This window comes from Streptomyces sp. NPDC048664, from assembly GCF_040650555.1.
Lineage (GTDB): Bacteria > Actinomycetota > Actinomycetes > Streptomycetales > Streptomycetaceae > Streptomyces.
Genome location: NZ_JBEZHK010000001.1, coordinates 294,953 through 317,970, shown reverse-complemented (window position 1 = coordinate 317,970; position 23,018 = coordinate 294,953). Strand labels below are relative to the sequence as shown.

20 protein-coding genes are annotated in these 23,018 nt (G+C 72.4%); 14 read left to right on the top strand and 6 right to left on the bottom strand.

The features are described from left to right. The first annotated feature begins 73 nt into the window (after window positions 1–73). Window positions 74–1,279 carry a cytochrome P450 gene (locus tag AB0C59_RS01485; protein WP_363000071.1) on the top strand — a complete coding sequence of 402 codons (1,206 nt, stop codon included), beginning with the start codon at window positions 74–76 and terminating at the stop codon, window positions 1,277–1,279. A 275-nt stretch (window positions 1,280–1,554) separates the two neighbouring features. Here AB0C59_RS01485 and AB0C59_RS01480 read toward each other — a convergent pair whose 3' ends face one another. Beyond that, window positions 1,555–1,758: a cold-shock protein gene (locus AB0C59_RS01480; RefSeq protein WP_043442843.1), complete on the bottom strand. Its 204-nt coding sequence runs from the start codon at window positions 1,756–1,758 to the stop codon at window positions 1,555–1,557. Window positions 1,759–2,123: 365 nt separating this feature from the next. On the opposite strand from AB0C59_RS01480, the gene AB0C59_RS01475 reads away from it, so the two are divergent. Next, window positions 2,124–2,972 (top strand): menaquinone biosynthesis protein, encoded by an 849-nt coding sequence (locus AB0C59_RS01475; RefSeq protein WP_363000070.1) that lies wholly within the window; start codon window positions 2,124–2,126, stop codon window positions 2,970–2,972. A 73-nt stretch (window positions 2,973–3,045) separates the two neighbouring features. Continuing rightward, window positions 3,046–4,653, top strand: a complete 1,608-nt coding sequence (locus tag AB0C59_RS01470; protein ID WP_363000069.1) for a serine/threonine-protein kinase — start codon at window positions 3,046–3,048, stop codon at window positions 4,651–4,653. Between the two features lie 22 nt (window positions 4,654–4,675). Here the strand turns inward: AB0C59_RS01470 and AB0C59_RS01465 are convergent, their stop codons facing one another. The 4 genes from AB0C59_RS01465 to AB0C59_RS01450 form a co-directional block, all read right to left on the bottom strand. After that, window positions 4,676–5,434 (bottom strand): hypothetical protein, encoded by a 759-nt coding sequence (locus AB0C59_RS01465; protein ID WP_363000068.1) that lies wholly within the window; start codon window positions 5,432–5,434, stop codon window positions 4,676–4,678. A 10-nt stretch (window positions 5,435–5,444) separates the two neighbouring features. Then, window positions 5,445–5,816, bottom strand: coding sequence for a DUF6406 domain-containing protein (locus tag AB0C59_RS01460; RefSeq protein ID WP_363000067.1), 372 nt, complete (start codon window positions 5,814–5,816; stop codon window positions 5,445–5,447). A gap of 41 nt (window positions 5,817–5,857) precedes the next feature. Then, window positions 5,858–6,196 (bottom strand): hypothetical protein, encoded by a 339-nt coding sequence (locus AB0C59_RS01455; protein WP_363000066.1) that lies wholly within the window; start codon window positions 6,194–6,196, stop codon window positions 5,858–5,860. Between the two features lie 93 nt (window positions 6,197–6,289). Then, window positions 6,290–7,783, bottom strand: coding sequence for a C2 family cysteine protease (locus tag AB0C59_RS01450; RefSeq protein WP_363000065.1), 1,494 nt, complete (start codon window positions 7,781–7,783; stop codon window positions 6,290–6,292). A 321-nt stretch (window positions 7,784–8,104) separates the two neighbouring features. On the opposite strand from AB0C59_RS01450, the gene AB0C59_RS01445 reads away from it, so the two are divergent. After that, window positions 8,105–8,380 (top strand): WXG100 family type VII secretion target, encoded by a 276-nt coding sequence (locus tag AB0C59_RS01445; protein WP_363000064.1) that lies wholly within the window; start codon window positions 8,105–8,107, stop codon window positions 8,378–8,380. A gap of 89 nt (window positions 8,381–8,469) precedes the next feature. On the opposite strand, the gene AB0C59_RS01440 is transcribed toward AB0C59_RS01445, so the two are convergent. Further along, complete coding sequence (locus AB0C59_RS01440; protein ID WP_363000063.1) at window positions 8,470–12,909, bottom strand: FtsK/SpoIIIE domain-containing protein; 4,440 nt, start codon at window positions 12,907–12,909, stop codon at window positions 8,470–8,472. Window positions 12,910–13,305: 396 nt separating this feature from the next. On the opposite strand from AB0C59_RS01440, the gene AB0C59_RS01435 reads away from it, so the two are divergent. From AB0C59_RS01435 to AB0C59_RS01390, 10 genes are all read left to right on the top strand, one after another. Next, entirely contained in the window at window positions 13,306–14,031 is a 726-nt protein-coding gene (locus AB0C59_RS01435) for a hypothetical protein (RefSeq protein WP_363000062.1), read from the top strand. 31 nt (window positions 14,032–14,062) lie between these two features. Further along, entirely contained in the window at window positions 14,063–15,028 is a 966-nt protein-coding gene (locus tag AB0C59_RS01430; RefSeq protein ID WP_363000061.1) for a hypothetical protein, read from the top strand. Then, on the top strand, window positions 15,025–16,332 hold the full coding sequence (locus AB0C59_RS01425) for an ATPase, T2SS/T4P/T4SS family (RefSeq protein WP_363000060.1): 1,308 nt from the start codon (window positions 15,025–15,027) through the stop codon (window positions 16,330–16,332). The genes AB0C59_RS01430 and AB0C59_RS01425 overlap by 4 nt, the downstream gene beginning before the upstream one ends. 53 nt (window positions 16,333–16,385) lie before the next feature. Then, window positions 16,386–17,378 carry a type II secretion system F family protein gene (locus AB0C59_RS01420; RefSeq protein WP_363000153.1) on the top strand — a complete coding sequence of 331 codons (993 nt, stop codon included), beginning with the start codon at window positions 16,386–16,388 and terminating at the stop codon, window positions 17,376–17,378. Then, window positions 17,369–18,295: a type II secretion system F family protein gene (locus AB0C59_RS01415; RefSeq protein ID WP_363000059.1), complete on the top strand. Its 927-nt coding sequence runs from the start codon at window positions 17,369–17,371 to the stop codon at window positions 18,293–18,295. The genes AB0C59_RS01420 and AB0C59_RS01415 overlap by 10 nt, the downstream gene beginning before the upstream one ends. 37 nt (window positions 18,296–18,332) lie before the next feature. Beyond that, window positions 18,333–18,584 (top strand): hypothetical protein, encoded by a 252-nt coding sequence (locus tag AB0C59_RS01410; RefSeq protein WP_363000058.1) that lies wholly within the window; start codon window positions 18,333–18,335, stop codon window positions 18,582–18,584. Between the two features lie 121 nt (window positions 18,585–18,705). Further along, window positions 18,706–19,092 carry a TadE family protein gene (locus tag AB0C59_RS01405; RefSeq protein ID WP_363000152.1) on the top strand — a complete coding sequence of 129 codons (387 nt, stop codon included), beginning with the start codon at window positions 18,706–18,708 and terminating at the stop codon, window positions 19,090–19,092. Beyond that, the gene (locus AB0C59_RS01400; protein ID WP_363000057.1) at window positions 19,092–19,523 is read left to right on the top strand and encodes a TadE/TadG family type IV pilus assembly protein; all 432 of its coding nucleotides are present in this window, start codon (window positions 19,092–19,094) and stop codon (window positions 19,521–19,523) included. Before AB0C59_RS01405 ends, AB0C59_RS01400 begins: the two co-directional genes overlap by 1 nt. Next, complete coding sequence (locus AB0C59_RS01395) at window positions 19,520–19,981, top strand: pilus assembly protein TadG-related protein (RefSeq protein WP_363000056.1); 462 nt, start codon at window positions 19,520–19,522, stop codon at window positions 19,979–19,981. Before AB0C59_RS01400 ends, AB0C59_RS01395 begins: the two co-directional genes overlap by 4 nt. A 65-nt stretch (window positions 19,982–20,046) precedes the next feature. Further along, a complete protein-coding gene (locus AB0C59_RS01390) occupies window positions 20,047–23,001 on the top strand; it encodes a BTAD domain-containing putative transcriptional regulator (RefSeq protein WP_363000055.1) in 2,955 nt (984 codons plus the stop codon). Window positions 23,002–23,018: the final 17 nt, after the last annotated feature.

Below are 23,018 nucleotides of genomic sequence, written 5' to 3'. Positions count from 1 at the left end.
AGTCGGATCGCGCGGCGGGTGCAAAGGACATATCCATGGATTGCCGACCCCGCCGAGAAGGGAGCCCCGCGCGATGAGCTCAGACGGCGAAGTGACCGCTTGTCCGTTCGATTTCAGTGACGCCATGGAGTTCGACCCCGCCCTGGCCGCACTGATGGACCGCGAGTCCATCACCCGCATCCGGCTGCCCTACGGCGACGCCGACGCCTGGCTCGTCACCGGGTTCGACGCCGTGCGCCGCGTGACCACCGACCAGCGGTTCAGCCGGGCGGGGATCATGGGGTTCGACTATCCCCGGCTGACCCCCGAGCCCATCGTCTCCCCCGAGTCGATCAACGTGATGGACCCGCCCCACAGCAGCCGCCTGCGCCGTCTGGCGTCCCAGGCCTTCACCAAGCGGCACGTGGAGCTGATGCGGCGCAGGATCACGGTGCTGGCGGACACCCTGCTGGAGGAGATGGCCGAGCAGGGCCCGCCCGCGGACCTGGTCCACCACCTGTCGAACCAGCTCCCCCAGCAGACCATCTACGACGTCCTCGGCATCGGCCGCGAGGACTGGCCCCGGATGCAGCGGAACGCCCACGACCTGCTCGCCACCGGCCCGGACAGCCGCGAGAAGGCCGCGCAGGCCAAGGCCGACCTGCGCGCGTACTTCGGCGACCTCGTGGAGCGGCGCCGGCGCACCCCCGGGGACGATCTGATCAGCGCGCTGGCCGCCGCCAAGGACGGCGAGGACGCCCTGGACGACCAGGAGCTCGCGGTCATGGCGCTGACCCTGGTGCTGAGCGGGCAGGACACCGCCACCTGCCAGATCAGCAACATCGCCTACCTGCTGCTGACCCGCCCCGAACTGGTCGAGCACCTCAGGGAGCGGCCGGAGAGCCTGACGGAGGTCATCAACGAGCTGCTGCGCGTCATCCCGTTCCGCAAGGGCGTCGGCATCCCCCGGGTGGCGCTCCAGGACGTGGAGATGGAGGGCGTGCTGATCCGGGCCGGCGAGTTCGTCCACGTGTCCTACCTGGCCGCGAACCGCGACGCCGAACGCTACCCGGACCCGCATGTCATCGACCCGGCCAGACCCCCGGCGCCGCACATGACGTTCGGCTGGGGCGGACACCGGTGCATCGCCGTGCCGCTGGCCATGGCGGAGCTGGAGGTGGCCGTCGGGCGGCTGCTGGACCGGTTCCCGGGGCTGCGGCTCGCGGTGCCGCCCGAGCGGGTGCGCTGGGACACCGAGACGATCCGCCGCTTCCCGCACGAGCTGCCCGTGGCCTGGTAGCCCGGCGGCCCGTGCGCGTCACCCGACTGGAGGACGCATGCCCCGCCGGTGCTCGGGCAGACGAACAGTGCACGAGAGAGACGGTGGCACAACACGGAGGTCTCAAGGTCGACGCCCCGGCGAGAGGAGGGCGTATGGGCATAAAAAGCAGGAGCCCCCTGCGCCGAACCGGCGCGCGGGGCTCCTTGGGTACTGCTGTCCGTTCCGAATCCCGGCACACGGGCTCAGGGAGCCGAATGCCGGGAACCGGAGTCCGAAACTCCGAGACCGAGGGCTCAGATGGCGGTGACGTTCTCCGCCTGCGGGCCCTTCGGGCCCTGGGTCACGTCGAAGCTCACCTGCTGGTTTTCCTCGAGCGAGCGGAAGCCGTTCGCGTTGATCGCGGAGTAGTGGACGAAGACGTCGGGACCGCCGCCTTCCTGGGCGATGAAGCCAAAGCCCTTTTCGGCGTTGAACCACTTCACGGTTCCGGTAGCCATAAGCCCTCCTTGGGCCCAAAGGGTTGCCCTGCTCCAGAACCTGCAAGTGTGAAAACTGAAGCGCCGCACAACTGCATGTCTCTGAAAACGACGAGAGCCCGCGGTCACATGCTCCGCAGGCTCTGTACTGCAAGGAAACCAAACTGCAACTTGCGGCGAGCCTAGCACGCAGGCAGCAGGAAGCAATAGAGGTCAAGATCACTTCACCCGGATGTTTGAGTGGGTGGTGAGCCGGGTTGACGACCCGCGTCGCTTCGTAGTCGCGGAGGTGGACACCAGTGGTCCGCGGGATATCCGGAATCCTCGTGCGGAGCCGTCCGCACCCTGGGGCGAGCACCGTATCGCATGGGGGCTAGTCTCGCGATGTGGACAATTCTCGCAACCGGCCGCGCGTCGGTCACATCCAGTTCCTGAACTGCCTGCCCCTGTACTGGGGGCTCGCGAGAACCGGCACGCTCCTCGATATCGAGCTGACCAAGGACACCCCCGAGAAGCTCAGCGAGCAGCTGGTGCGGGGCGACCTCGACATCGGCCCCGTCACCCTCGTCGAGTTCCTCAGGCACGCCGACGAACTGGTCGCCTTCCCCGACATCGCGGTCGGCTGCGACGGCCCGGTGATGTCGTGCGTGATCGTCTCCCAGGTCCCCCTGGACCAGCTGGACGGCGCCAGGGTCGCCCTCGGCTCCACCTCGCGGACCTCCGTCCGCCTCGCCCAGCTGCTGCTCGCCGAGCGGTACGGCGTGACGCCCGACTACTACACGTGCCCGCCCGACCTCAGCGTGATGATGCAGGAGGCCGACGCGGCGGTCCTGATCGGCGACGCCGCCCTGCGCGCCAACCTCCACGACGCCCCGCGCTACGGCCTGGACGTCCACGACCTCGGCACCCTGTGGAAGGAGTGGACGGGACTGCCGTTCGTCTTCGCCGTGTGGGCCGCGCGCCGCGACTACCTGGAGCGTGAGCCGGTGATCACGCGCAAGGTCCACGAGGCCTTCCTCGACTCCCGCAACCTCTCCCTCGAGGAGGTCGGCAAGGTCGCGGAGCAGGCGGCCCGTTGGGAGGCCTTCGACGAGCGCGTCCTCGAACGCTACTTCACCACGCTGGACTTCCGCTTCGGCGCCCCGCAGCTCGCGGCGGTCACCGAGTTCGCCCGGCGGGTCGGCCCGACGACCGGATTCCCGGCGGACGTCTCGGTGGCACTGCTGGAGCCGTGACGCCGCGAGTCCGCGTGCCGCCGGACCCGACGCACTACCCTGCTGGGAGTCGTACGGGGGAGGGGTGGAGGCCATGCGGCCGCTGGAGGAGGGCGAGCCCACCACCGTGGGGCCCTACCGGCTGCTCGGCCGGCTCGGGTCCGGCGGGATGGGACGCGTCTACCTGGGGCGCAGCACGGGCGGGCGCACGGTGGCCGTCAAGGTCGTCCACCCGCACTTCGCCCAGGACGAGCAGTTCCGGGCGCGCTTCCACCGCGAGGTGGACGCCGCGCGCAGGGTGGGCGGCGCCTGGACCGCGCCGGTCCTGGACGCCGACCCCGAGGCGCCCGTGCCGTGGGTCGCGACCGGCTACGCGGCGGGCCCCACCCTGGCCGCGGCGGTCACGGACGGCGCGGCGCTTCCGGAGCAGTCCGTGCGGGTGCTGGGCGCGGGACTCGCGGAGGCTCTGACGGCCGTGCACGGGCTGGGCCTGGTGCACCGCGACGTGAAACCGTCGAACGTCCTGCTCACCCTGGACGGGCCGCTCCTCATCGACTTCGGCATCGCCCGTGCCATGGACAGCGCCGCGTCGCTGACCTCGACGGGCGTCTCGGTCGGCTCGCCCGGCTACATGTCCCCCGAGCAGATCCTCGGCGAGGGCGCCACGGGCGCGGCGGACGTCTTCTCGCTGGGCGCGGTGCTGGCGTACGCGGCCCTGGGGAAGCCGCCGTTCCCCGGCGACACCTCCGCGGCGCTGCTGTACAAGGTCGTCCACACCGAGCCCGAACTCGGCGCTCTGCGAGGCGAACTGAGGGAGCTGGTCGGCGCCTGCCTCGCCAAGTCCCCGGCCGCGCGGCCCGCACCCGAGGAGGTGGCCGGGCGGCTCGCGCCGCGGGGCACCGCCCGTCTGGTGTCGGCCGGCTGGCTTCCGGGCCGCCTGGTGGAGCAGCTCAGCCGAAGCGCCGTGCAGCTGCTGAACCTGGAGGCGGGTCAGGCGGAGCCCTCGGGCCCGGTGGGGTTCAGCAGGGTCTCGGAGGCGGGGCCGTCCGCCGTCCCGGAGTTGTCCGCCGCCCCGCAGCCGTCCTCCGGCCCGGCCCCGGCCACCGACCGCGCCGCTGTCGACAAGCTCTCCGTGAGCCTCGCCGCCACCTCGGATCCGGGCGCCGCGGGCCGCGGCCGACGGGTGAGCTGCACCGTCGCCCTGGCGATCGCGGGGGCGTTGGCCGTGACGGTCGGAGCGGGGCTCGTCCCGGGACTGGGGCTGTTCGGCAAGGGCGGGGCGGGCGGGGCCGGCGACGCGTCCCGGGTGCCCCGTTCCCCGGCCGCGACCGCCGAGGGCACCGCGCCGTCCGCCGTGCCCGGCCGCTACCTCGGCACCTGGGAGGGCGACGCGACGGCACTGGGCGGCACCCTGCCGATGGGCACCTTCCGCGTCACGATCCACCAGGCGGCCGCGGGCGAGGAGTTCGGGACCCTGCGGCAGACCGACCAGCTCGGCGGGGACTGCGACGACGTGCTCGTCCTGAAGAAGGCCACCAGGGCCCAGCTCTACGTGACGAGTGTGGCCGAGGCCGGCAACCGGGACGTGTGCACCAAGGGCCGGCACCTCGTACGCCTGACCCCGACGGGCACCGACCTGCGGCTTCAGATGAACAACACCGAGGCGGGCAACCCGGTGGCGCGGCTGACACGGGTCGGGTAGCCGCGCCGCGCGGGCGCCCGTCTCAGGAACGGAGCCGCGTCAGGGTCACGGACCTGGACGCCCCCACGACCGTGGCCCGGAACAGCGTGCCGGCGAACTCGACCGTGTCTCCGGTGGCGACGTCCTGGTAGTCGGCCGCGGGGATGCCCGCGCAGGACGCCCCGAGGTGGGCGGTGCCGTCGGCGGAGCTGACGAAGTAGACCGCGATCGACCAGCCGGTCGGGAACTGCCGCCGACCGCCGTTGGTGACCAGGGGCAGCGCCTGGCCCTCGGCCGGGAATCCCCGCCCCGCGGCCGTCAGCGCGGAGCGGTTGGTGGTGTAGCACAGCCCGTCGTCGGCCGAACCGCCCGAGGAGCGCGTGGACGCGGGCTCGGCGGCCAGCGCCGCCCTGGCCTCGGCGTCGTCCGGTGCGAGGACGACACGGTAGGAGCAGATCTGGCGGACGGTGTAGGCGTGCCCGGACACCGTGAGCCGCGCGCCGGTCCTGACGGTCCACTGCCGCGCACCGGAGCGGTAGCGCGCGCCGTCGGCGAGGGTGGCCGTGCGCGTCGTGCCGTCGGCGCTTGCCCCGGTGTACCGGACACCTCCGCCACCGGGCAGCGTGAAGCCGCCACCGCGCAGGACGTGCGGCATGCCGGCGGCCGCCGTGCCCACGCACAGCGGGCCCTTGTCCCGCGCCGGTGAGGCGTCGGCGGAGGGGCCCGCCGCCGGCTTCCGCGACTGGCAGCCGGCCAGTGCCAGCAGGGCCACGGCGAAGCCCACCGCGGCGTGCCCCCGCATCCGCCCGTGCCTACGCGGACCTGTCGCCCTGAACACCGTTGACCTCCTGGTCGTCGTCGCTCTCCCGGCCGCCTGTCCGGCCGGTGCCGTCCACCCCGTCCACCCGCTCCAGTTCGACGCGGGTCCGGTAGTCCACCGCCGTGACACGCCAGGTGTCGCCCGTGATCTCCACCGGGTCGCCCGGCGTGAGGTCGTCGTACTCCGCGACGTGCCGCCCACCGCACGAGATCCGGATGCGGGCGTGCACCCTCGGCTCGGCGAAGATGGACGCGACGACGAGATGGGCTCCGCCCTCGTGCTCGACGGAGTACGGAACGTGGTAGCGCAGCACCCAGCGCCCGTCGAACGCGAGCGGATACTTCACCTGGTCATGCTCGGACACGTCACTCACCTGTGGTCGTCATGGGGCGTCGGGGAACGCCGTCAGTGGCCGCCCGCGGCGGCCTTGTCCTTCTCCGTTGCCTGGTGGTCCAGTTCGTCCGCCTGCTGCTCCCAGCGCCGGGCGTCACCCAGCAGCGAGGTCGCCATGACGCTCAGCGTGTTCCGCCGCTTCTGGAGTGTCAGGGTGCACTGGTCGGCGAAGGGCCCGAGCCAGATCGCCCCGCTCCCGGGGCCCGTGCCGCGCGGCGTGGCCTTCTTGACGGCCTGGTCGAGATAGGGCCCCAGCCGGCCCGCCAGCGCGCGTGCCTGCCGCGCGCACTCACGCAGCCTCTTCGCCCGCGCCTTCAACTCAGTGGTGTCGACGCCCTGCGGATGCCCCATGTGCCGCCCTTCCCCCGTCGGTCGACCCTGTTCATGACGGGGTCCAGAACATCGCCGGTGAGTATACGGGCGGCTTCGCCGCCGCCTCGGGCTTCACGGGGCGTGGAAGGCCTCCGGATTGTGGAAGTACTTGTCGAAATCCTCCTGCGACACCTCGATCGGGGGAGCGCTTTTCTTTCCCCAGGGATTGCCGAGGATGATTTTCCCGTCACCGGTGAATCCGCGTACGTAATAGGCGTGATTGGTGACATAGCTGCCACCGAACGAGGCGGGGTGATTCTTGTCCAGATCCTCGTCGTCCGGTGAGGAGACGGTGATGACCTGGCCCGAGTCGAATTTCTTCCTCAGGGTGTCGATGTTCATGTCTTCGTGCTTGCCGATGCCCAGGAATCCGCCCGTTTCCAGGTCCTCTCCGCCGTGTCCGGTGAGATACGGTGCGGACCGTTTCGGGTCGTCCCCCTCTATTCCGCCGTAGCCCTTGTTTCCGTCCTCGTCCGTGTAGCTGAGGGCGAAGGCCTTCTCGTAGTAGGCCGGCCACGTCTCCCCGTTGCCGTAGGCGCTGAGCGGGGTGCCGTTGCGGTCGCTGGGCAGCTCCGCGGTCATGGTCACCCAGTGGTAGTCGCCGCCCTGGTTCCAGACGCGGACGCTGACCGTGCCGTTCGGGTTCTGCCTGATGCCGTCCTGGACGAACTGCGGGTCCTTCTGGGCGAGTCCCGCGAGCGAGGCCATGTACCAGCAGTCGCCGAACTGGCGCTGGTTCACGTCGTCCACCGAGACGCCGTCGTCGAACAGCGGGTTGGTGGGCGTGGCCCAGCGGATCCCGTCGTTGGTCTGGCCGTTCTGGTCGTTGCCGTGGTTCAGGTACGCGTTCGAGTTGGTGAAGTCCGGCTGCACCTGCGGGAACGCCGTCGTGAACTTGGCCATGTTGTCCTGGCTCACCTTGGACAGCATCAGGGCGACGGTGTCGCGGCACCGGTCGGCCGGCAGGCCGTACAGGCCGAACCCGAACACCCCGAGCCCGCCGCCGGTGTCGCCGATGAGCCTGTTGTAGTCCGCCAGGTCCTGGGGCGACGCCTTGGCGACGACCGAGTCGAGTTCGGCCGCGGTGAGTCCGTCGAGTTCCTTGGAGACCCGCTGCAGTTCCTCCTGGTTCCCGGTGATCCCGAAGTGCGCCGACCCCAGCCCGTGCAGGTCGTCGTAGGCGTCCTGGATCCTCTTGGCGTCGGGGGCCTTCTCGTCCAGGAAGACGGTGTCGTCGCCGACCGGGTAGCCGTGGTCGGCCAGGTCCTTGGCGCCCTTGAGCTGCGCCAGGCGGCGTTTCATCGACGCCTGCATGTCGCCGAGTTCGCCGCCGAGGGAACCGGGCAGCTGCCGGTGCCCGAAGAAGGGCATCGGTATGAGGTCGCCGACGAGGTTCTGGAGATCGGGGTCGTACGACGCGCGCTGACCGGGAGGGAGGTTCTGCTGGACCGCGGTCATGAGGGTGGCGAGCTGGGTGTGCAGCGAACCCGAGTTCCGGGCCAGCGCGTCCAGGTCCTTCGCGAGCGCGTCGACACCGTCGGTGTCGAATCCCCTGAACTCCGTCATGTACCGCCCTTCCCCCGTCGGTCGACCTGTTCAAGACGTGGTCAAGAACATCGCGGCGAGTATACGGTCGCCCCGTTTCCCTCGGGCGGCGCATTCAGCGGCTTGTCCATCAATGTCCCGATCCGCTGTTTTTCGCCGCAGGGGCGTCGCGGAACTCGTGTATCCGGGGGTGGGAAGCGGAACCAAACCGCCTGTAGAAGACGTGTGTTGAGGCGGAGCCGAATGATGCGGCCGGTGAACCCGGGGCGTAGAGTACGGTTCTGCGCACGGGCGGTGTGCCCGTGATGTCGTAGAAGCAGATACGGGGAGGAACGGCCACCCATGGCAGGTATAACCGGTGCCGATCTTGAGGCGCTGAACAAGCTGGTCACCCACTTCAAGACCCAGCGGGGCAACCTGGAGACGGTGTTCAGTGGTCTGAACTCGGCTTCCGACGAGAGCCACGCCTACTGGACCGGACCTCTGGCGGACAAGTTCCGTCAGGAGTGGGCCTCGATGAAGCCGCACCTCCAGAAGATCGTGGACCTCCTGCACGACGCCCACCAGGCGTCGCAGACCCACCACGACAACATCCGCAGGGCGACCGTGGGTCACTGACCCCGTCAGACACTGCCGCGGGAGTGCCCCGCTTCGGCCCGGGGTGGGCCGCCCGATCCGGTCGGGCGGCCCACCCCGGGCCGTTCTCGTCAGTCCGCCACGACCGCCTGGACCTGTACGGCCGCGCCCCCGTGGACCAGCACGCCGCGCCCCGCCGGGTGGGCGGCACCGGTGCGCGGCAGCCGCACACCGAAGAGCTGCTCGCCGGCGTCCGGGGTGGGGGCCAGCAGCAGACCGTGGCGGTTGCGCCGCGCCTCCACCACGAAGCCCCGGTACTGCGACCCCAGTTGCTCGGCCGAGCCCGCCACGACGACGGCGTGGTCCCCGTCCATCCCGCTGCGGACGATCTCCTCCAGCGGTGAGTCCAGCGCGGAGTCGTACAGCAGTTCCGCGTCGTCCACGACGACCGCGTAGCGCCCGCCGGCCGTCCGCTCCAGCAGCTCGGTGAGATCGCTCTGCGACGCGTCGGAGCCGAGCACGCCGAGCACCCCCGGCTCGCCCTCCAACTCCTTCAGCGGGGAACGCTTCGGCGTGATCAGCACGACGGGCAGGCCGCCGCCGGTCAGCGACCGGGCGATGGTGATCAGCGTGCTCGACCGGCCGGACTTCGACGGGCCGGCGACGACGAAGCCGGGACCCGACTCGGACAGGTCGGCCCCCAGGGGGCCGAGTTCGTCGCCTCCCACGCCCACCAGCGCCCACAGGTCCGAGGCGCGCGTGAAGTCCGGGTCCAGCGCGAGGGCCTCACGGGCCGTGCAGCGCAGCGGAAGGGCGTCCACCCGCATGGGCCGCAGCGCCCGGCGGGGCCGCGGATGGCGCTCCACGGCCTCGGTCGCGATCCGTTGCAGCGCCTCGACCTGCGCCCTGCCCGCCGGGTCGGTGGCGAGCAGCGCCAACTGGCACTCCTGCACCCCGTCGTCGGTCAGCCGCAGGGCGCGCCCGGGCGGCATCTCCTTGGGCACCGCGCGGGGGTTGATGCCGACCATGCCGTAGTCGTTGGGGTCCGTGAGCCTGAGGATCAGCCGCTCTCCGAAGGCACTGGTCATCGAACCGCTCATCCCGCTGCGGTCCGTCGTCATCACCACGCGCAGGCCCACCGCGGGACCCTCGCGGAACAGCCGGGTGATGGCCTCGATCAGCTTTCCGTAGTCGTAGCCCTCGAACGTCTGGACGTAGCTCTCCCAGCCGTCCAGCAGCAGCACCATCCACGGCAGCCGGTCCTCGCCCTCGGCCGACGCCCGCTGCTCGGCCACGCTGGAGACGCCGAGGTGGGCCAGCAGCTGCTGGCGCCGCGTCACCTCGCCCTGGAGCCGGCCCAGCAGCCGCACGAGGCGTTCGGTCTCGTCCCGCGTGATGACGGCACCGCAGTGCGGCAGCCGGGTCAGCGGCAGCAGGATGTTGGCGCCGCAGTCGATGCCGTAGAGGTGCACGTCGCTGGGGGCCGCCGTCGTCGCCAGCGACGCCGCCACCGTGCGCAGCGTGGTCGAGCGGCCGGACCGGGGGCCGCCGACGATCAGCAGGTGCTCACCGCTCACCAGGTCCAGGGTGAGCGGGGAGCGGGCCTGGCGGGAGGGCACGTCGATCACACCGAAGGCGGCGGGGGGCACGTCCCCGTGCGGCGCGGGGGCCGGCCGGGGGAGGTCGGCGACCGCGACGGCCTCCGGCAGCGGCGGCAGCCACGGCTTGTGCGGCTCGCCGAACCCCATGCTCCGCGAGCCCGCGGAGATGGCGTCCACCAGCACCGCGAGGTCCGTCACCATGGTGCCGTCGTCGCCGTCGTCGGACTGCTTGGGCAGGGGCCGCCCCACGGAGGTCCACGGCAGCGGGAGCAGTCCGACGGCCGGCCGGGACGACAGTCCGGGACGCCGGCCACCGATGCGCGCGGACTGGACCGCGACCAGCGCGTTCGCCCCCGAACGCACATACATGCGGCCCGGGGTCGACTTCGCGATGCCGCCCGCGTCCGGGGCGTCGATGACGTCCGCGGACTCGTCCCGGTTGGTCACCCGCAGCGCGATCCGCAGGTTGGTGTTGGCGCGGATGTCCTGGCTGACGACACCCGCCGGGCGCTGGGTGGCGAGGATCAGATGCACGCCGAGCGACCGGCCCCGGCGGGCGATGTCGACCAGGCCCGCCACGAAGTCCGGCAGTTCGGCGACCAGTGAGGCGAACTCGTCGATGATCAGCACCAAACGCGGCATCGGCTCCAGCTCGGGCCGCAGCCGCCGGGTGTCGGTGTAGTCCTCGATGTCCTTGGCGCCTGCCGCGAGCAGGATCTCCTCGCGCCGCCGCAGTTCGGCGCCGAGCGAGGCCAGGGCGCGCTCGGTCAGATGCGCGTCGAGGTCGCTGACCATGCCGACGGTGTGCGGAAGCCGGGAGCAGTCCTGGAAGGCGGCGCCGCCCTTGTAGTCGATCAGCACGAAGTTCAGCGCGTCGGGGCGGTTGTGGACCGCCAGCGAGGTGATGAGCGTCTGCAGCAGCTCGGACTTGCCGGCGCCGGTGGTGCCGGCGACCAGGCCGTGCGGGCCGTCCATCCGCAGGTCGAGGAAGAACGTCCCCTCCGCGCCGACACCGACCGGGAAGCGGGTCGTGGCGCCCCCGGCCCGCCAGACGCGCTCGATGTCGCCGCCCGTCGGATCCGGCATCTGCAGCAGGTTCAGCAGCCGGGCGGCCGAGGGCAGCGCGCTGTCCGCGTCGTCGCGGCTGACGTCGCGGATCGGAGCCAGGGAGCGGGCCACCAGCTCGCACCACGAGTGGGAGACCTGGTCGGCCAGCACCTCGCCCAGGGCGTCGAGGCCCGCGCCGCGCAGCACCACGCGGTCGGTCGAGCCCAGGGGCCAGCACACGGCGGCCCGGCACTCCTCGGGCAGCAGCCGCTCGTCCTCGTCCACGCACAGCGCGAACATCCCGTGCAGCGGCCCCTCCTGGAGCAGCTGCGGCACACCGGGCACCCGGCGCAGCAGGCGGGCGCCGTCCAGCACCATCAGGACGTGCGGGTCGGGCCGCAGCCGGGCCCCCGCGCCCATCGGGGAGGCGGCCTCCTTGCGGCGGTTCAGCTCGGCCAGCAGCTCGGCGACGCGCCGCCCGACGGTCTCCGAGTCCGCTCCGACCAGGGCGACGCAGTCCTGCCCCTGCTGCGGCGCGACGTGGGGGAGCCAGCGCACCCAGTCCCAGGCGCTCGCGGCGTCCGGGGCGGAGGAGAACAGCACCATCTGGAGGTCGCGCGGGCTGTGCAGCAGGGCGGCCTGCGTGGTGAACCACTGTGCCGAGGCCAGCGCCTGGGGCCGGGCTCCGGCCAGACCCACCACGCCCAGTTCGGTGAACGGCAGGGGAACCGGCACGTCATGGACGAGCGGCGGCTTCGGCGGCTCCTCGTCCGCCGTCCGGTGGGACGAGGCCACCAGCTCGATGTTGGCGGTGAGGCTCGCGACGCCGACACGCAGCACCAGGGCGTCCGGGTCGGTGAGCCGGCGCTCCCAGAGCCGGCGCCGCGGCCCCGTCGCGAACAGCAGCAGCGAGGCGGCGTCGGGGTAGGCGCTGCGCCGCGCCCGCTGGTCCGCGGCGGTCAGCCGGCTCAACTCCTCGTCGTACTCGGCCTTCTGGACCTTGTACTCCTTCATCGAGGTGCGGTGCTTCTTCTTGCCCTCGCGGTTGTGGCTGAACCACTCGCCCATCATCATGACCGGGCTCATCAAGCAGAACAGCAGCGTGTACGTCTGCTTGGTCATCAGGTACATCGCCACGCCGAGGACCAGCGGGGTGAGGGACGCGATGAGCTGGAAGCGGGTCCGGTCGGCCTTGCCCGGCGCGCTCGGGACCACCAGGCGTGCCCGCGGGGGGAGCGAACCGAGCCGGGGCGGGCGGTTGTAGGCGAGGCCGCCCTCGCCCATGGGCGCCAGGTGCGCGTCGGGTGCCACCGGATCGTCCAGCACCAGCAGGGATCCGCCGCACTTGACGAGGGCGCCCCGCGGCCATTCCCGCTCTTCCGTGAGGGGCGCGTCGTCCAGCAGGACCTCGGTGTCCTTCGCCCGCGGTGCCAGGGTGACCCCGCCGTCGACGCCGACCCGTACCCGCAGCGCCTCCGCGGGGAGGCGGGGGTCGTCGATCACGATCGTGCAGCCGTGCCCGGAGCCGATGCTCGTGACACCGGCGGCCAGCCGTGCCACGCGACCCGAGCCGGGGCCCGCGGTGACGCGCAGCTCGTACCGCCCGGTCGGCTCACCCGTCCGCAGATAGGGCCCGACGGCGGCGTCGACGGATATCCGCATGCCGTCGCGCAGTACGTCGCCGGCCCGGACGTCGGGCGGGCAGTGCACGCCGTCCGCCCACAACCGGGTCGCCTCGGGGGCGGGGATCGCACCGGCGAACCGCGGATCGCGGGTGCCGCCGCGCATCGCGGTGACGGTGGACGGGGCGGGGACCGGCGCGAGCGTCGTGATCACCTCCGCGACGCTCGCGTCCTCCCCGAAATCAAGAATGACGTCCTGTGGATCCGTGTCCTGCCGGACCACCGTCACGGACACCCGCATCGACCGCGTTCCTCCTTCGGGACCCGTGGTCACACCACGCTGATAGGCCCGGACAGGCTATCCCGGCGCTCTCGGCGAACGGGCGCTGCATCAGGGGCGGGTGGAGACCGGGTGAAGAGGGGAACCACGGGCGCACGGTGTGCGTGGAGATGTCTGAGGTTCGGTCACCCATGCGGGATCCGGCCAACCTTGAGGGGGTCAGGTGCTGCTGATACGGTGCGTTGGCTTGACGTATGCGCCGGGCTGGGGCATCGCCCAGGTCACGCGTCGCGACCCGAGATGGCGCGCACCGCGGCCGAAAGCCGTGCGTACGCTGAGCCTTGCGCTCGTCGCAGAGCGACTTTTGACGAAGTTTGAGCGAAGTAAACAGTTTCTGACTGTACGGGGAGCGGTCGCGTGAAGATCCAGGAGCGTTCGGGGGCGGGCAACCACCGTACGGCCCCACCGGTCCAGCCACCGATGGGCGAGCGTCTGCCCACCGCGCCTCGCGAACGCAAACCCGCGCTGGCCGCCCTCGCGGTCCTCCTGATCCTGGTGGGCGCGCTCGGAGCGACCATGCTCGTGCTGCGCGCCGGCGACCGTGTCGAGGTCGTCAAGGTCACCAGGAACATCGAGGCGGGCCAGTCCGTCGACTCGGGCAGCGCCACGTCGGTGATGGTCGCGGCGGACGACAGCGTCCACTACGTCAGGTGGTCCCAACTCGGCGCGCTGCAGCGGCTGAAGGCCAAGTCCACCATCTACGCGGGCACCGTGGTCGTGGGCGAGATGTTCGCCGCCGAGGAGGACGTGCCCGCGGGCAAGAGCTCCGTCGGCCTCTCCCTCAAGGAGGGCCAGTACCCGGCCGGTCTCCAGTCGGGCGACGTCGTCGCCGCCTACCGCGTGGGCGACGGGACCGGCTCCGGCGCGAGCGGACGCACGTCCGCCCCCAGCACGGCCGCCGGGACCGACACCTCCCCGATCGTGGCCAAGGCCCGCGTCGGCAGCGTGGCCGAGCAGAGCGACTCCACGATCAGCACCGGAAACCTGAACATCACGGTCCTGGTCGACCAGGCGGACGCCGCGGCGCTGGCCCAGGCGGCCGCCGGCGGCAACGTCGCCATCGTCCTCGTCCCCTCCCACTGAGCGTGACGGCCGACAGGAGACCACACGCGACATGGCGCTCATAGCTCTCGCCGCCGACAAGGGGTCACCCGGTGTGACCACGGCGGCCCTGGCCCTCGCCGCGGTCTGGCCCCGGCGGGTACTGCTCGCCGAGACGGACCCCGCGGGCGGCGATCTCGTCTACCGCAGCACCGCCGCGCACGGCGGCCCGCTCAACCCCAACACCGGCATGCTGTCCATCGCGGCGACCGCACGCCGCGGGCTCGTCCCCGACCAGCTGTGGGACCACGTCCAGCCCATCAGCGGCGGCCTGGAGGTGCTCGTCGGCCTCGGCAACGCCGAGCAGTCCGCCGGGCTCGCCGGGCTGTGGCCCACGCTCGGCCGCACCTTCGCGCAGCTCGCGGGCTCACCGCACGCGAGCGCCGACGTGATCGCCGACTGCGGGCGCGTCAGCGGGGAGGTGCCCGTCGTGGAGCTGTTCCCGCACGCGAGCCTCGTGCTGCTCCTGACGCGCACCGAGCCGGAGGCGCTCGCGCGCGTCCGCGACCGGGCGGGTGCCCTCTCCACCCGGCTGCACGGTGGTTCCCGCGGCGCGGGTGCCCTCGGCACGCCGCTCATCGGTGTCGTCCTGATCGCCGACCCGGGAAACTCCGGCAAGCTCGTCCACCAGGTCGACGAGATGCTCATCGCCGCCCGGACCGGCGCCCGCGTCATGGGCACCATCGCCCATGACCCGGCCGGGGCCGAGCAGTTGGCGGGACGGCGGCGCGGTCGGCTGGACAAGTCGCTGCTCATCCGCTCGGCCCGCAAGGTGACCCAGGACCTCTACCAGCAGTACGGCTCGGCATGGACCCTCACCCCGACCGGCCCGACGGTCCCGGTCACCCCGACAGCCCCGACCGGCCCTAACCCGCCGACCGGACCGGCCGGACCCGGCGGACAGAACGCACCGGCCGGACCGGCCGGGCCCGGTGGGTACGCCGGCGGCGGGGCGGTCACCGGGGTGGCCGGGCGATGAGTGCCGTCGATCACCAGCTCGTCAAGCGCTTCCGGCAGGATGCGGGCGACCGGATCGCCGAGCAGCGCCGCCTCGACCAGGTCTCCGGCGTCGCGCCGATGTCCACCGAGGACGAGCGCCAGTACGCCCGCGCGGTCATCGCCCAGATCCTGGAGGACTACGCCCGCGCCGAGATCAACGCCGGGCAGACCCCGCTGGACGCCGAGACCGAGGAGCAGTACGCGGCGGCCGTGCACGCCGCGCTGTTCGGCGTCGGCCGGCTCCAGCCGCTGCTCGACGACCCCGAGGTCGAGAACATCGACATCAACGGCTGCGACCAGGTCTTCGTCGGGTACGCCGACGGCCGCGAGGTCAAGGGCGAGCCGGTCGCCGAGACCGACGAGGAGCTGATCGAGCTCATCCAGGTGCTCGGCGCCTACTCGGGCCTGTCCTCGCGCCCGTTCGACGCGGCGAACCCGCAGCTCGACCTCCGCCTCCCCGACGGCTCGCGCCTGTCCGCCGTGATGGACGTGGCACGCCGTCCGGCACTGTCCATCCGACGTGCCCGCATGGGCAAGGTGTTCATCTCCGACCTGGTCGGCAACGGCACGATCACCCCGCAGCTCGGCCACTTCCTGGCCTGCGCCGTGCGCGCCCGCAAGAACATCATGATCGCGGGGGCCACCAACGCGGGCAAGACCACGCTGCTGCGCGCGCTCGCCAACGAGATCCCCCCGCACGAGCGGCTGATCACGGTCGAGCGGGCCCTGGAACTCGGCCTCGACCAGTTCCCCGAACTCCACCCCAACGTCGTCGCGTTCGAGGAGCGCCTGCCCAACTCCGAGGGCCAGGGCATGATCTCGATGGCGGAGCTGGTGCGCCGCTCGCTGCGCATGAACCCCTCCCGGGTCATCGTCGGCGAGGTGCTCGGCGACGAGATCGTCACCATGCTGAACGCGATGTCGCAGGGCAACGACGGCTCGCTGTCCACGATCCACGCCAACAGCTCCAGCGAGGTCTTCAACCGCATCTCGACCTACGCACTCCAGGCGCAGGAGCGACTGCCCATCGACGCCAGCCAGATGCTGATCGCGGGCGCCGTGAACTTCGTCGTCTTCATCCAGCGCCGCAACGACTACCAGAGCGGCGGCAGACTCCAGCGCATGGTCACCTCGATCCGCGAGGTCAACGGCGTGGACGGACGCGTCCTGTCCAGCGAGGTCTTCGCGGAGGCAGCGGACGGCCAGGTCGTCCCCCACGCCCCCGTCGCCTGCCTGGAGGACCTGATGCCGTTCGGCTACCAGCCCGCCGGAAGCTGGGGGTGAGCGGCGTGACGACCCCCGCCTCCGCCTCCCTCTCCGCCCCCGCGCACCTCGCCCTGCAGCCGCTCGGCTCGCTGGGCGGACTGTTCTCGACCACGGTGCTGTACGCGCTCGGCTGCGGTGTCGCGGTCGGCGGGGGCCTCGCCCTGCTCGGCGCCGCGATCCGCGGACTGCCCGTCAAACCCGAGCACGAGAAGCAGCGCGCGAGCGAACGCGCCGGTGAGCTGCTGCGCTTCGCGGGTAAACGCGGTTCGCTCGCGGTCGGCACCGGACTGGTGATCCTGCTCCTCACCCGCTGGGCGGTGGCGGGACTGGCCGCCGGCGTGCTGGTGTTCTTCTGGGACAGGCTCTTCGGCGGCGCCGCCGAGGAACGCTCGGCGATGCTGCGGATCGAGGCCCTGGCCTCCTGGACCGAGTCGCTGCGTGACACCATCGCGGGCGCGGTCGGCCTGGAACAGGCCATCCCCGCCTCGGCCCGCGCCGCCGCCCCCGCCCTGCGCCCGCATCTGGACGCCCTGGTGGACCGGCTGCGCTCCCGCACCCCCCTGCCCGACGCGCTCCAGGACCTGGCCCAGGAGATCGACGACGCGTCCGCGGACATCATCGTGGCGGCCCTGATCCTCAACGCGCGCCTGCGCGGCCCCGGTCTGCGCCAGGTGCTCGGAGCGCTCGCCAAGTCGGCCCGTGAGGAGGTCGACATGCGCCAGCGCGTGATGGCGCAGCGCGCCTCCACCCGGCGCTCGGTGCAGATCGTCGTCGCCGTCTCGGTGCTGTTCGTCCTCGGCCTGTCCATCTTCAACCGCTCGTTCGTCGAGCCCTACGGCAGCCCGATGGGACAGCTCGTCCTGGCCCTCGTGTGCGGTCTGTTCGCGCTCGGCTTCTGGTGGCTGCGCAAGCTGTCGACGATCGAGACACCCGAACGCTTCCTGGTCCGCGACGACCCCGGCGTGCAGTTCGTCTCCCCGCGCACCGCCGCGGGACAGAACCAGGACGGCCCGGCGCAGCAGCAGGCGCCCGTCTACGACGAAGGGACACGCCGGTGGACCTGACGATGCCGATCCTCGTCGGCGCCGTACTGGGCCTGGGGATCTACGCCCTCGTACGCGCCCTGATGCCCTCCCGGCGCAGCGCCGTGGCGACCGTGGCCCGCATCGACGCGATGCGGGCGCGCGGCGTCGCCCACGAGCAGGCCCGCGGCCCGCGGAACGCGGAGACGGGACGGCTCGCGACCACCCGGGCCCGGGTCGGCCGGCGGGTCGCGGAGTTCTATCTGCAGCAGGGCTGGGAACTGCGCTCGCTGCGGGCGGACCTGGCGGTCCTGGACCGCAGTTGGGAGCAGTTCCTCGCGACCAAGGTGCTGCTCGCCTGCGCGGGCCTGGTCTTCGGACCGTTCCTGTTCGCCGTCGCGTGGACGATGGGCGTCGGAAAGAGCCCGACGATCCCCGTGTGGCTGGCACTGGCCTGCGCGGCGCTGTTCTTCTTCCTGCCGGACCTGGAGGTGCGCCGCGACGCCGCCGACAAGCGCCGGGACCTGCGGCGGGTCGTCGGGGCCTACCTCGACCTCGTCTCGATGAGCCTGGCCGGCGGGCGCGGTCTGCCCGAGGCGCTGATGGCGGCGGCGGACGTGTCGGACGGCTGGGCCAACCGGCGCATCCGCAACGCGCTCGCCGACGCCCGCATCACCGGCGTCAGCCAGTGGCAGGCGCTGGGCCAGCTGGGCGAGGAGCTGGGCGTCGACGAGCTGAAGGACCTGTCGGCGTCCCTGGCCCTGGTGGCGGACGACGGCGCGAAGGTGCGCGAGTCGCTCGCCTCACGCGCCGAGACGATGCGGCACCGGGAACTGGCCGAGATCGAGGGCAGCGCCGGCGAGAAGTCGCAGTCGATGCTGGTCGCCCAACTGCTGCTCTGCGCGGGGTTCCTGGTGTTCCTCATCTACCCGGCGGCGATCCGCGTCTTCCAGGTCTGATCCATCCCCTCCAGAAAGCTAGAAAGGACGACTCCCCATGAACGGTCGGAACATCAGCACGGGAATACCGGCTGTCGACTTCCTGGTCACCTTCTTCCAGGGCCGCGTGCAGCGTGCCCGCTCCGGCGAACTCGACCGCGGCGCCTCGGCCGTCGAGTGGGTCATCATCTCGGCCGTCGTGGTCGCGATCGTCGGAGTGGTGGCCGGTCTCATCTCCTCCGCGCTGAAGCAGGGCGCGACCAAGGTGGGCACCTGCGTCAGCGGAGCCACCGACAGCAAGACCTGCTGACGCGGCAGGGTCCATCGGGGAGAGTCGAGATACGGGGGTGCTCGTGCGGCGTGTGCGTACGTGGGTGCGAGGGCGCGTGGCAGTCGCCAGGGGAGCGGCGGGACCGCGCCGTGACTCCGGCATGACCGCGATCGAGTTCGTGCTGCTCACCCCCGTCCTCTTCTTCATGATCTTCGCGACGGTGCAGTTCGCGCTGTACTTCTTCGCCGACCACGTCGCCCAGGCCGCCGCCCAGGCCGGTGCCCGCAAGGCCCGCGCCACGGCGCACGACGCACCGGCGACCTGGCGGGGCCAGGCCCGCGAGACCGCGGACACCTACATCCGGCAGCTCGGCCCGCAGCTCGTGCTCTCACCGGACGTGACGACACTCCAGCCCGACCCGAACACGGTCGGCGTGGAGGTCACCGCCCGTATCCCCGCGGTCTTCCCGGGCCTCGACCTGACGGTGCACGCGCGCTCGCAGGGGCCGGTGGAACGGTTCGTGAACGACAACGAGGGGGGCGGCTGATGGACCTCTCCCGTCTGGCGGACCGGGTGAGCGGCGAGGACCGCGACCGCGGACTGTCCACGGTCGAGGTGGTGATCCTCGCCCCGGTGATGATCCTCTTCATCCTCGTCCTGGTCGCCTTCGGCCAGCTCGTGGACGGTCGCGGCGCCGTCGACGGCGCCGCGCGCGACGCCGCCCGCGCGGGCTCAATCCAGAAGACCCACGCGCTGGCGCTGAGCGAGGCGAGGAAGGCCGCGGAGGCGGACCTCGGCGACGTCTGCTCGGGCCCCGTGTCCGTCGCGCAGACCAGCTCAGGCTTCGCCCCCGACACCCTGTTCACGGTGGAGGTGAGCTGTGAGGTGAGGGGCCTGGCGACGCTGGGGCTCGACATCCCCACGCGGCTGTCCGCGCGGTTCAGCTCCCCCCTGGACCCCTTCCGGAGGGCCGCGTGAAAGACCTCGTACGCAGGGGGTGGTCCGGCCGCGTGGCGCGGCTGGACGACCGCGGCTCGGGCGCCGGGGCGGTCATCATCTTCGCCGCGGTCTTCCTGACGCTGGCGGCGTTCGTCATCGACGGCGGACTGTCCATCTCCAAGCGGGAGCGCGCGAGCGACATCGCCGAGCAGGCGGCCCGCTACGCGGCCCAGGACATCGACCTGGACGCCCTGTACGCGAACCAGGGCGGCGAGGCGCCCATCCGCGCCGGGGACTGCGACGCCCGGGTGAAGGCCTACGCGCGCGAGGCGGGGATGTCGAACGACGACATCGCGGCGAGCCACTGCGTCAGTGCCGACACCCAACGGGTTTCCGTCCAGATCCAGTTGACGTACGACCCGGTGTTCACCGGGCTCTTCTACGGTGGCGCGGTGTCCGTCAGGGGACAGGCCACGGCCACGAACCAGGTCGGCTGAGCCCACCCGCGACCGCACCGACGACCCGCCCACCCCCACCTCCAGACCCAGGACCAGGACACCGCATGGCGCGCACCTCTTCACGTTCGGAAGGCCATCCGGCGGGCCCGAGGAACCGGACCCCGCAGGCCGTGACGCTGCACCGCCGTTCCCTCGGTGACTACCTCAAGGCGCTCCTCGCCTTCGCGGCCCTGCTCGTCCTGGTCGTCGGCGTGCCCGCGGCGCTGGCCGTCAGCGTCGGATGGCCGCTGCCGCACGGGGCGCCGAGCCTGGACTGGCTCCAGCAGCAGATCACGGTCATGACGTTCCTGCACGTGCTGACCGTGGTCGTGTGGCTGGCGTGGGCGCAGTTCACCGCGTGCGTGCTCGTCGAGGTCAAGGCCGCGGTGTCGGGGGTCGGGCTGCCGGGCCGGGTGCCCGGGGCGGGGCCCAGCCAGCTGCTCGCCCGGCAACTCGTCGCGGCCCTGCTGCTGATCGGCGCCACCGCCGCGAGCCTCACGCCGGGGCTCTCCCAGCTCGGGCAGAACCTGGAGGGCAACCACAAGGGCACCGTCGCGGCCGCGCACCAGACCCCCGGCCTGATCGCGCAGACCCAGGAGGGGGCCGCCGAGTCCGCCGCCGCCGTGGCCGAGCAGGCCGCCCACGCCGCCACCCACGCCACGCACGGCGATACCAAGTACTACCGGATCCAGCCCCCCGAGGGCCGGCACCACGACTCCCTGTGGGAGATCGCGCAGCGCCAACTCGGCGACGGGCGCCGCTACAAGGAGATCTACGAGCTCAACAAGGACCGTGTGCAGCCCGACGGTTCGCGCCTGTCCGAGGCGAGCCTCATCCGGCCCGGCTGGATCATGGAGATGCCGGGCGACGCCCACGGCGGCGAGGTCGTCGAGATGCCCGACGACGCGCACCAGGTCTCCCCGCAGGTGCGGCACCAGATCCACGACTACGCCCGGACCGGCGACCACGCGCGGGGCGGCGGCCATCACGCCGCCGATGCCGCACGGCCGGCCGAGCAGCCCGCCGAACGTCCCGCCGAGCAGCCGGCGCAGCAGCCCGCCGAGCGTCCCGCCTCCGGCACCGGCCACGCGGCACAGCCGCACACCACCGAGGCCGCCGACCGGTCCGCCGGCCACGGCCTCGGCCTGCCGGAAGCCCTCCTGGCGTCGCCCCTGCTGGCCGCCGGGCTGCTGGCCGCCCTCGGCCACCGCCGCCGCCAGGCGCTGTGGCAGTCGGCGCTGAGCACCGTCGCCGGGCGGCGCGGCATGACGCCGCCCGTGCCCACGGGCGACGGCCTCGACGCCCAGGACGCCCTGCTCGTGGGGGCCGACCCGGAGGGGGTACGGCTGCTCGACCGGGCCCTGCGCGGCCTCGCCGCCTCGCTCGCCGACGAGTCCCGCCCGCTGCCCACCGTCCACGCGGCCTGGCTCAGCGGCGCCGGCCTGCACCTTCAACTGGCCCAGCCCGCCGGCAAGCCGCCCGCGCCGTGGCGACTCGGCCAGGACGAGACGTACTGGACGCTGTCGGGCGCCGACGCGGAGCGCTACGAGGACATCGAGGCGGCGGCCCCGTACCCCGGGCTGGTCAGCCTGGGCACCATGGACGGCTCCCGGCTCCTCCTCAACCTCGAAGCCGTCCCCGGCATCGTGTCGGTGCGCGGCACCGAGCAGGACCGGGCGGGCGTCTTCGCCTCCGTCGCCGCGGAACTGGCCACCAACGGCTGGTCGGACCGCATGACCATCACGCTGGTCGGGTTCGGTGAGGACCTGACCCCGCTCGCGCCCAACCGGCTGCGCCACCTCGACGGTATCGAGGCCCTGATCGAGACGATGGACGCGGAGACCCGGCAGCGGCGCGGAGCGCTCGGTGCCGCGGGGCACGACTCCGTGCTCACCGGCCGCACCGGCCCCGCCCAGCACACCCGCTGGGCTCCCCATCTGGTGCTGCTGGCCTCCGTGCCGTCGGCCGAGGAGGCGGCCCGGCTCGCGGAACTCGCCGCCGACGCCAGCCGCCTGGGGATCGGCTACCTGGTGGGCACCGAGTCCGGGGACCTGCCCGGTGCCGCCTGGGAGCTGGAGGTGACGGCCGAGGGCCGGCTCCTCGCGCCGCTGCTCGGACTGGAACTCGACGCCCAGGTGCTGCCCTCCTCGGTGCGCCGGGCCGTCGTCGAGCTGTTCGCCGAGGCCGACCCCGAGGGCGGCCCGGACGGACCCGCCTCCCCGCCGTTCCTCGTCGACATCAGCGAGCAGGGGCGCCCGGCGGTCTACGCGCGGCTCGTGGGAACGTACGAACTCATCGGCCTGGACGAGCCCGACGACGAGCGCGCCCCCCTGCTGCGCGAGGCACTCGCCCTGCTGCTCCTGCACCGGGAAGGAGTGCACCCGCGGGTGCTGGCCTCGGCCCTGTGGCCGAGGGGCGTCACCGAGGACGTGCGGGACGCGCTGATCGAGCGGCTGCGCGACTGGCTGGGCCAGGACCCGGACGGCACGGTGCGGTTGAGCACCGACGCGACCGGCCGCCTCAGGCTGGCCCGGTCGGTCGTCTCCGACCTGGACGTCCTGCGCTCCCTGTACCACGAGGCCACCCAGGGCAAGGGCGCGGACAGCCGGGCCGTGCGCGGCCGGCTGCTCACCGACGCGATGGTCCTCGCCCGGGGGCCGCTGCTCGCGGACCGGCCCGAGAGCCGCTACGCGTGGCTCGCGCACGAGATCGTGGACGCGCAGCTCCCGCTGCTCGTCGCGGACATCGCGCTGGCGCTCGCCGCCTTCCACCTGGAGCGGGACCGGGCCGAGAAGGCCATCGAGGCGCTCGACGCCGCCCTGCGCTCCGCCCCGACCGACGAGCGGTTGTGGAACGAGCTGCTGCGCGCCACCCACACCGGTGGCGACACGGACCGGCTCCGGCAGGTCGCCGCCGATCTCGTCGCGCGCAGCGGGGCCCGCGGCCTGCCGCCGCGTACCGAGGCGCTCCTGGACGAGCTGCTGCCGAGCTGGCGCACCGCCCCGAGCGCCGCGGGATGAGCGGCCGGTGCCGTCGA

Coding starts and splice junctions, on each gene's coding strand:
- AB0C59_RS01440 (WP_363000063.1), bottom strand. CDS start 12,909: ATGCGGGTGTCCGTGACGGTGGTCCGGCAGGACACGGATCCACAGGAC.
- AB0C59_RS01410 (WP_363000058.1), top strand. CDS start 18,333: ATGAACGGTCGGAACATCAGCACGGGAATACCGGCTGTCGACTTCCTG.
- AB0C59_RS01390 (WP_363000055.1), top strand. CDS start 20,047: ATGGCGCGCACCTCTTCACGTTCGGAAGGCCATCCGGCGGGCCCGAGG.
- AB0C59_RS01400 (WP_363000057.1), top strand. CDS start 19,092: ATGGACCTCTCCCGTCTGGCGGACCGGGTGAGCGGCGAGGACCGCGAC.
- AB0C59_RS01425 (WP_363000060.1), top strand. CDS start 15,025: ATGAGTGCCGTCGATCACCAGCTCGTCAAGCGCTTCCGGCAGGATGCG.
- AB0C59_RS01405 (WP_363000152.1), top strand. CDS start 18,706: ATGACCGCGATCGAGTTCGTGCTGCTCACCCCCGTCCTCTTCTTCATG.
- AB0C59_RS01430 (WP_363000061.1), top strand. CDS start 14,063: ATGGCGCTCATAGCTCTCGCCGCCGACAAGGGGTCACCCGGTGTGACC.
- AB0C59_RS01480 (WP_043442843.1), bottom strand. CDS start 1,758: ATGGCTACCGGAACCGTGAAGTGGTTCAACGCCGAAAAGGGCTTTGGC.
- AB0C59_RS01450 (WP_363000065.1), bottom strand. CDS start 7,783: ATGACGGAGTTCAGGGGATTCGACACCGACGGTGTCGACGCGCTCGCG.
- AB0C59_RS01470 (WP_363000069.1), top strand. CDS start 3,046: ATGCGGCCGCTGGAGGAGGGCGAGCCCACCACCGTGGGGCCCTACCGG.
- AB0C59_RS01445 (WP_363000064.1), top strand. CDS start 8,105: ATGGCAGGTATAACCGGTGCCGATCTTGAGGCGCTGAACAAGCTGGTC.
- AB0C59_RS01485 (WP_363000071.1), top strand. CDS start 74: ATGAGCTCAGACGGCGAAGTGACCGCTTGTCCGTTCGATTTCAGTGAC.
- AB0C59_RS01455 (WP_363000066.1), bottom strand. CDS start 6,196: ATGGGGCATCCGCAGGGCGTCGACACCACTGAGTTGAAGGCGCGGGCG.
- AB0C59_RS01465 (WP_363000068.1), bottom strand. CDS start 5,434: ATGCGGGGGCACGCCGCGGTGGGCTTCGCCGTGGCCCTGCTGGCACTG.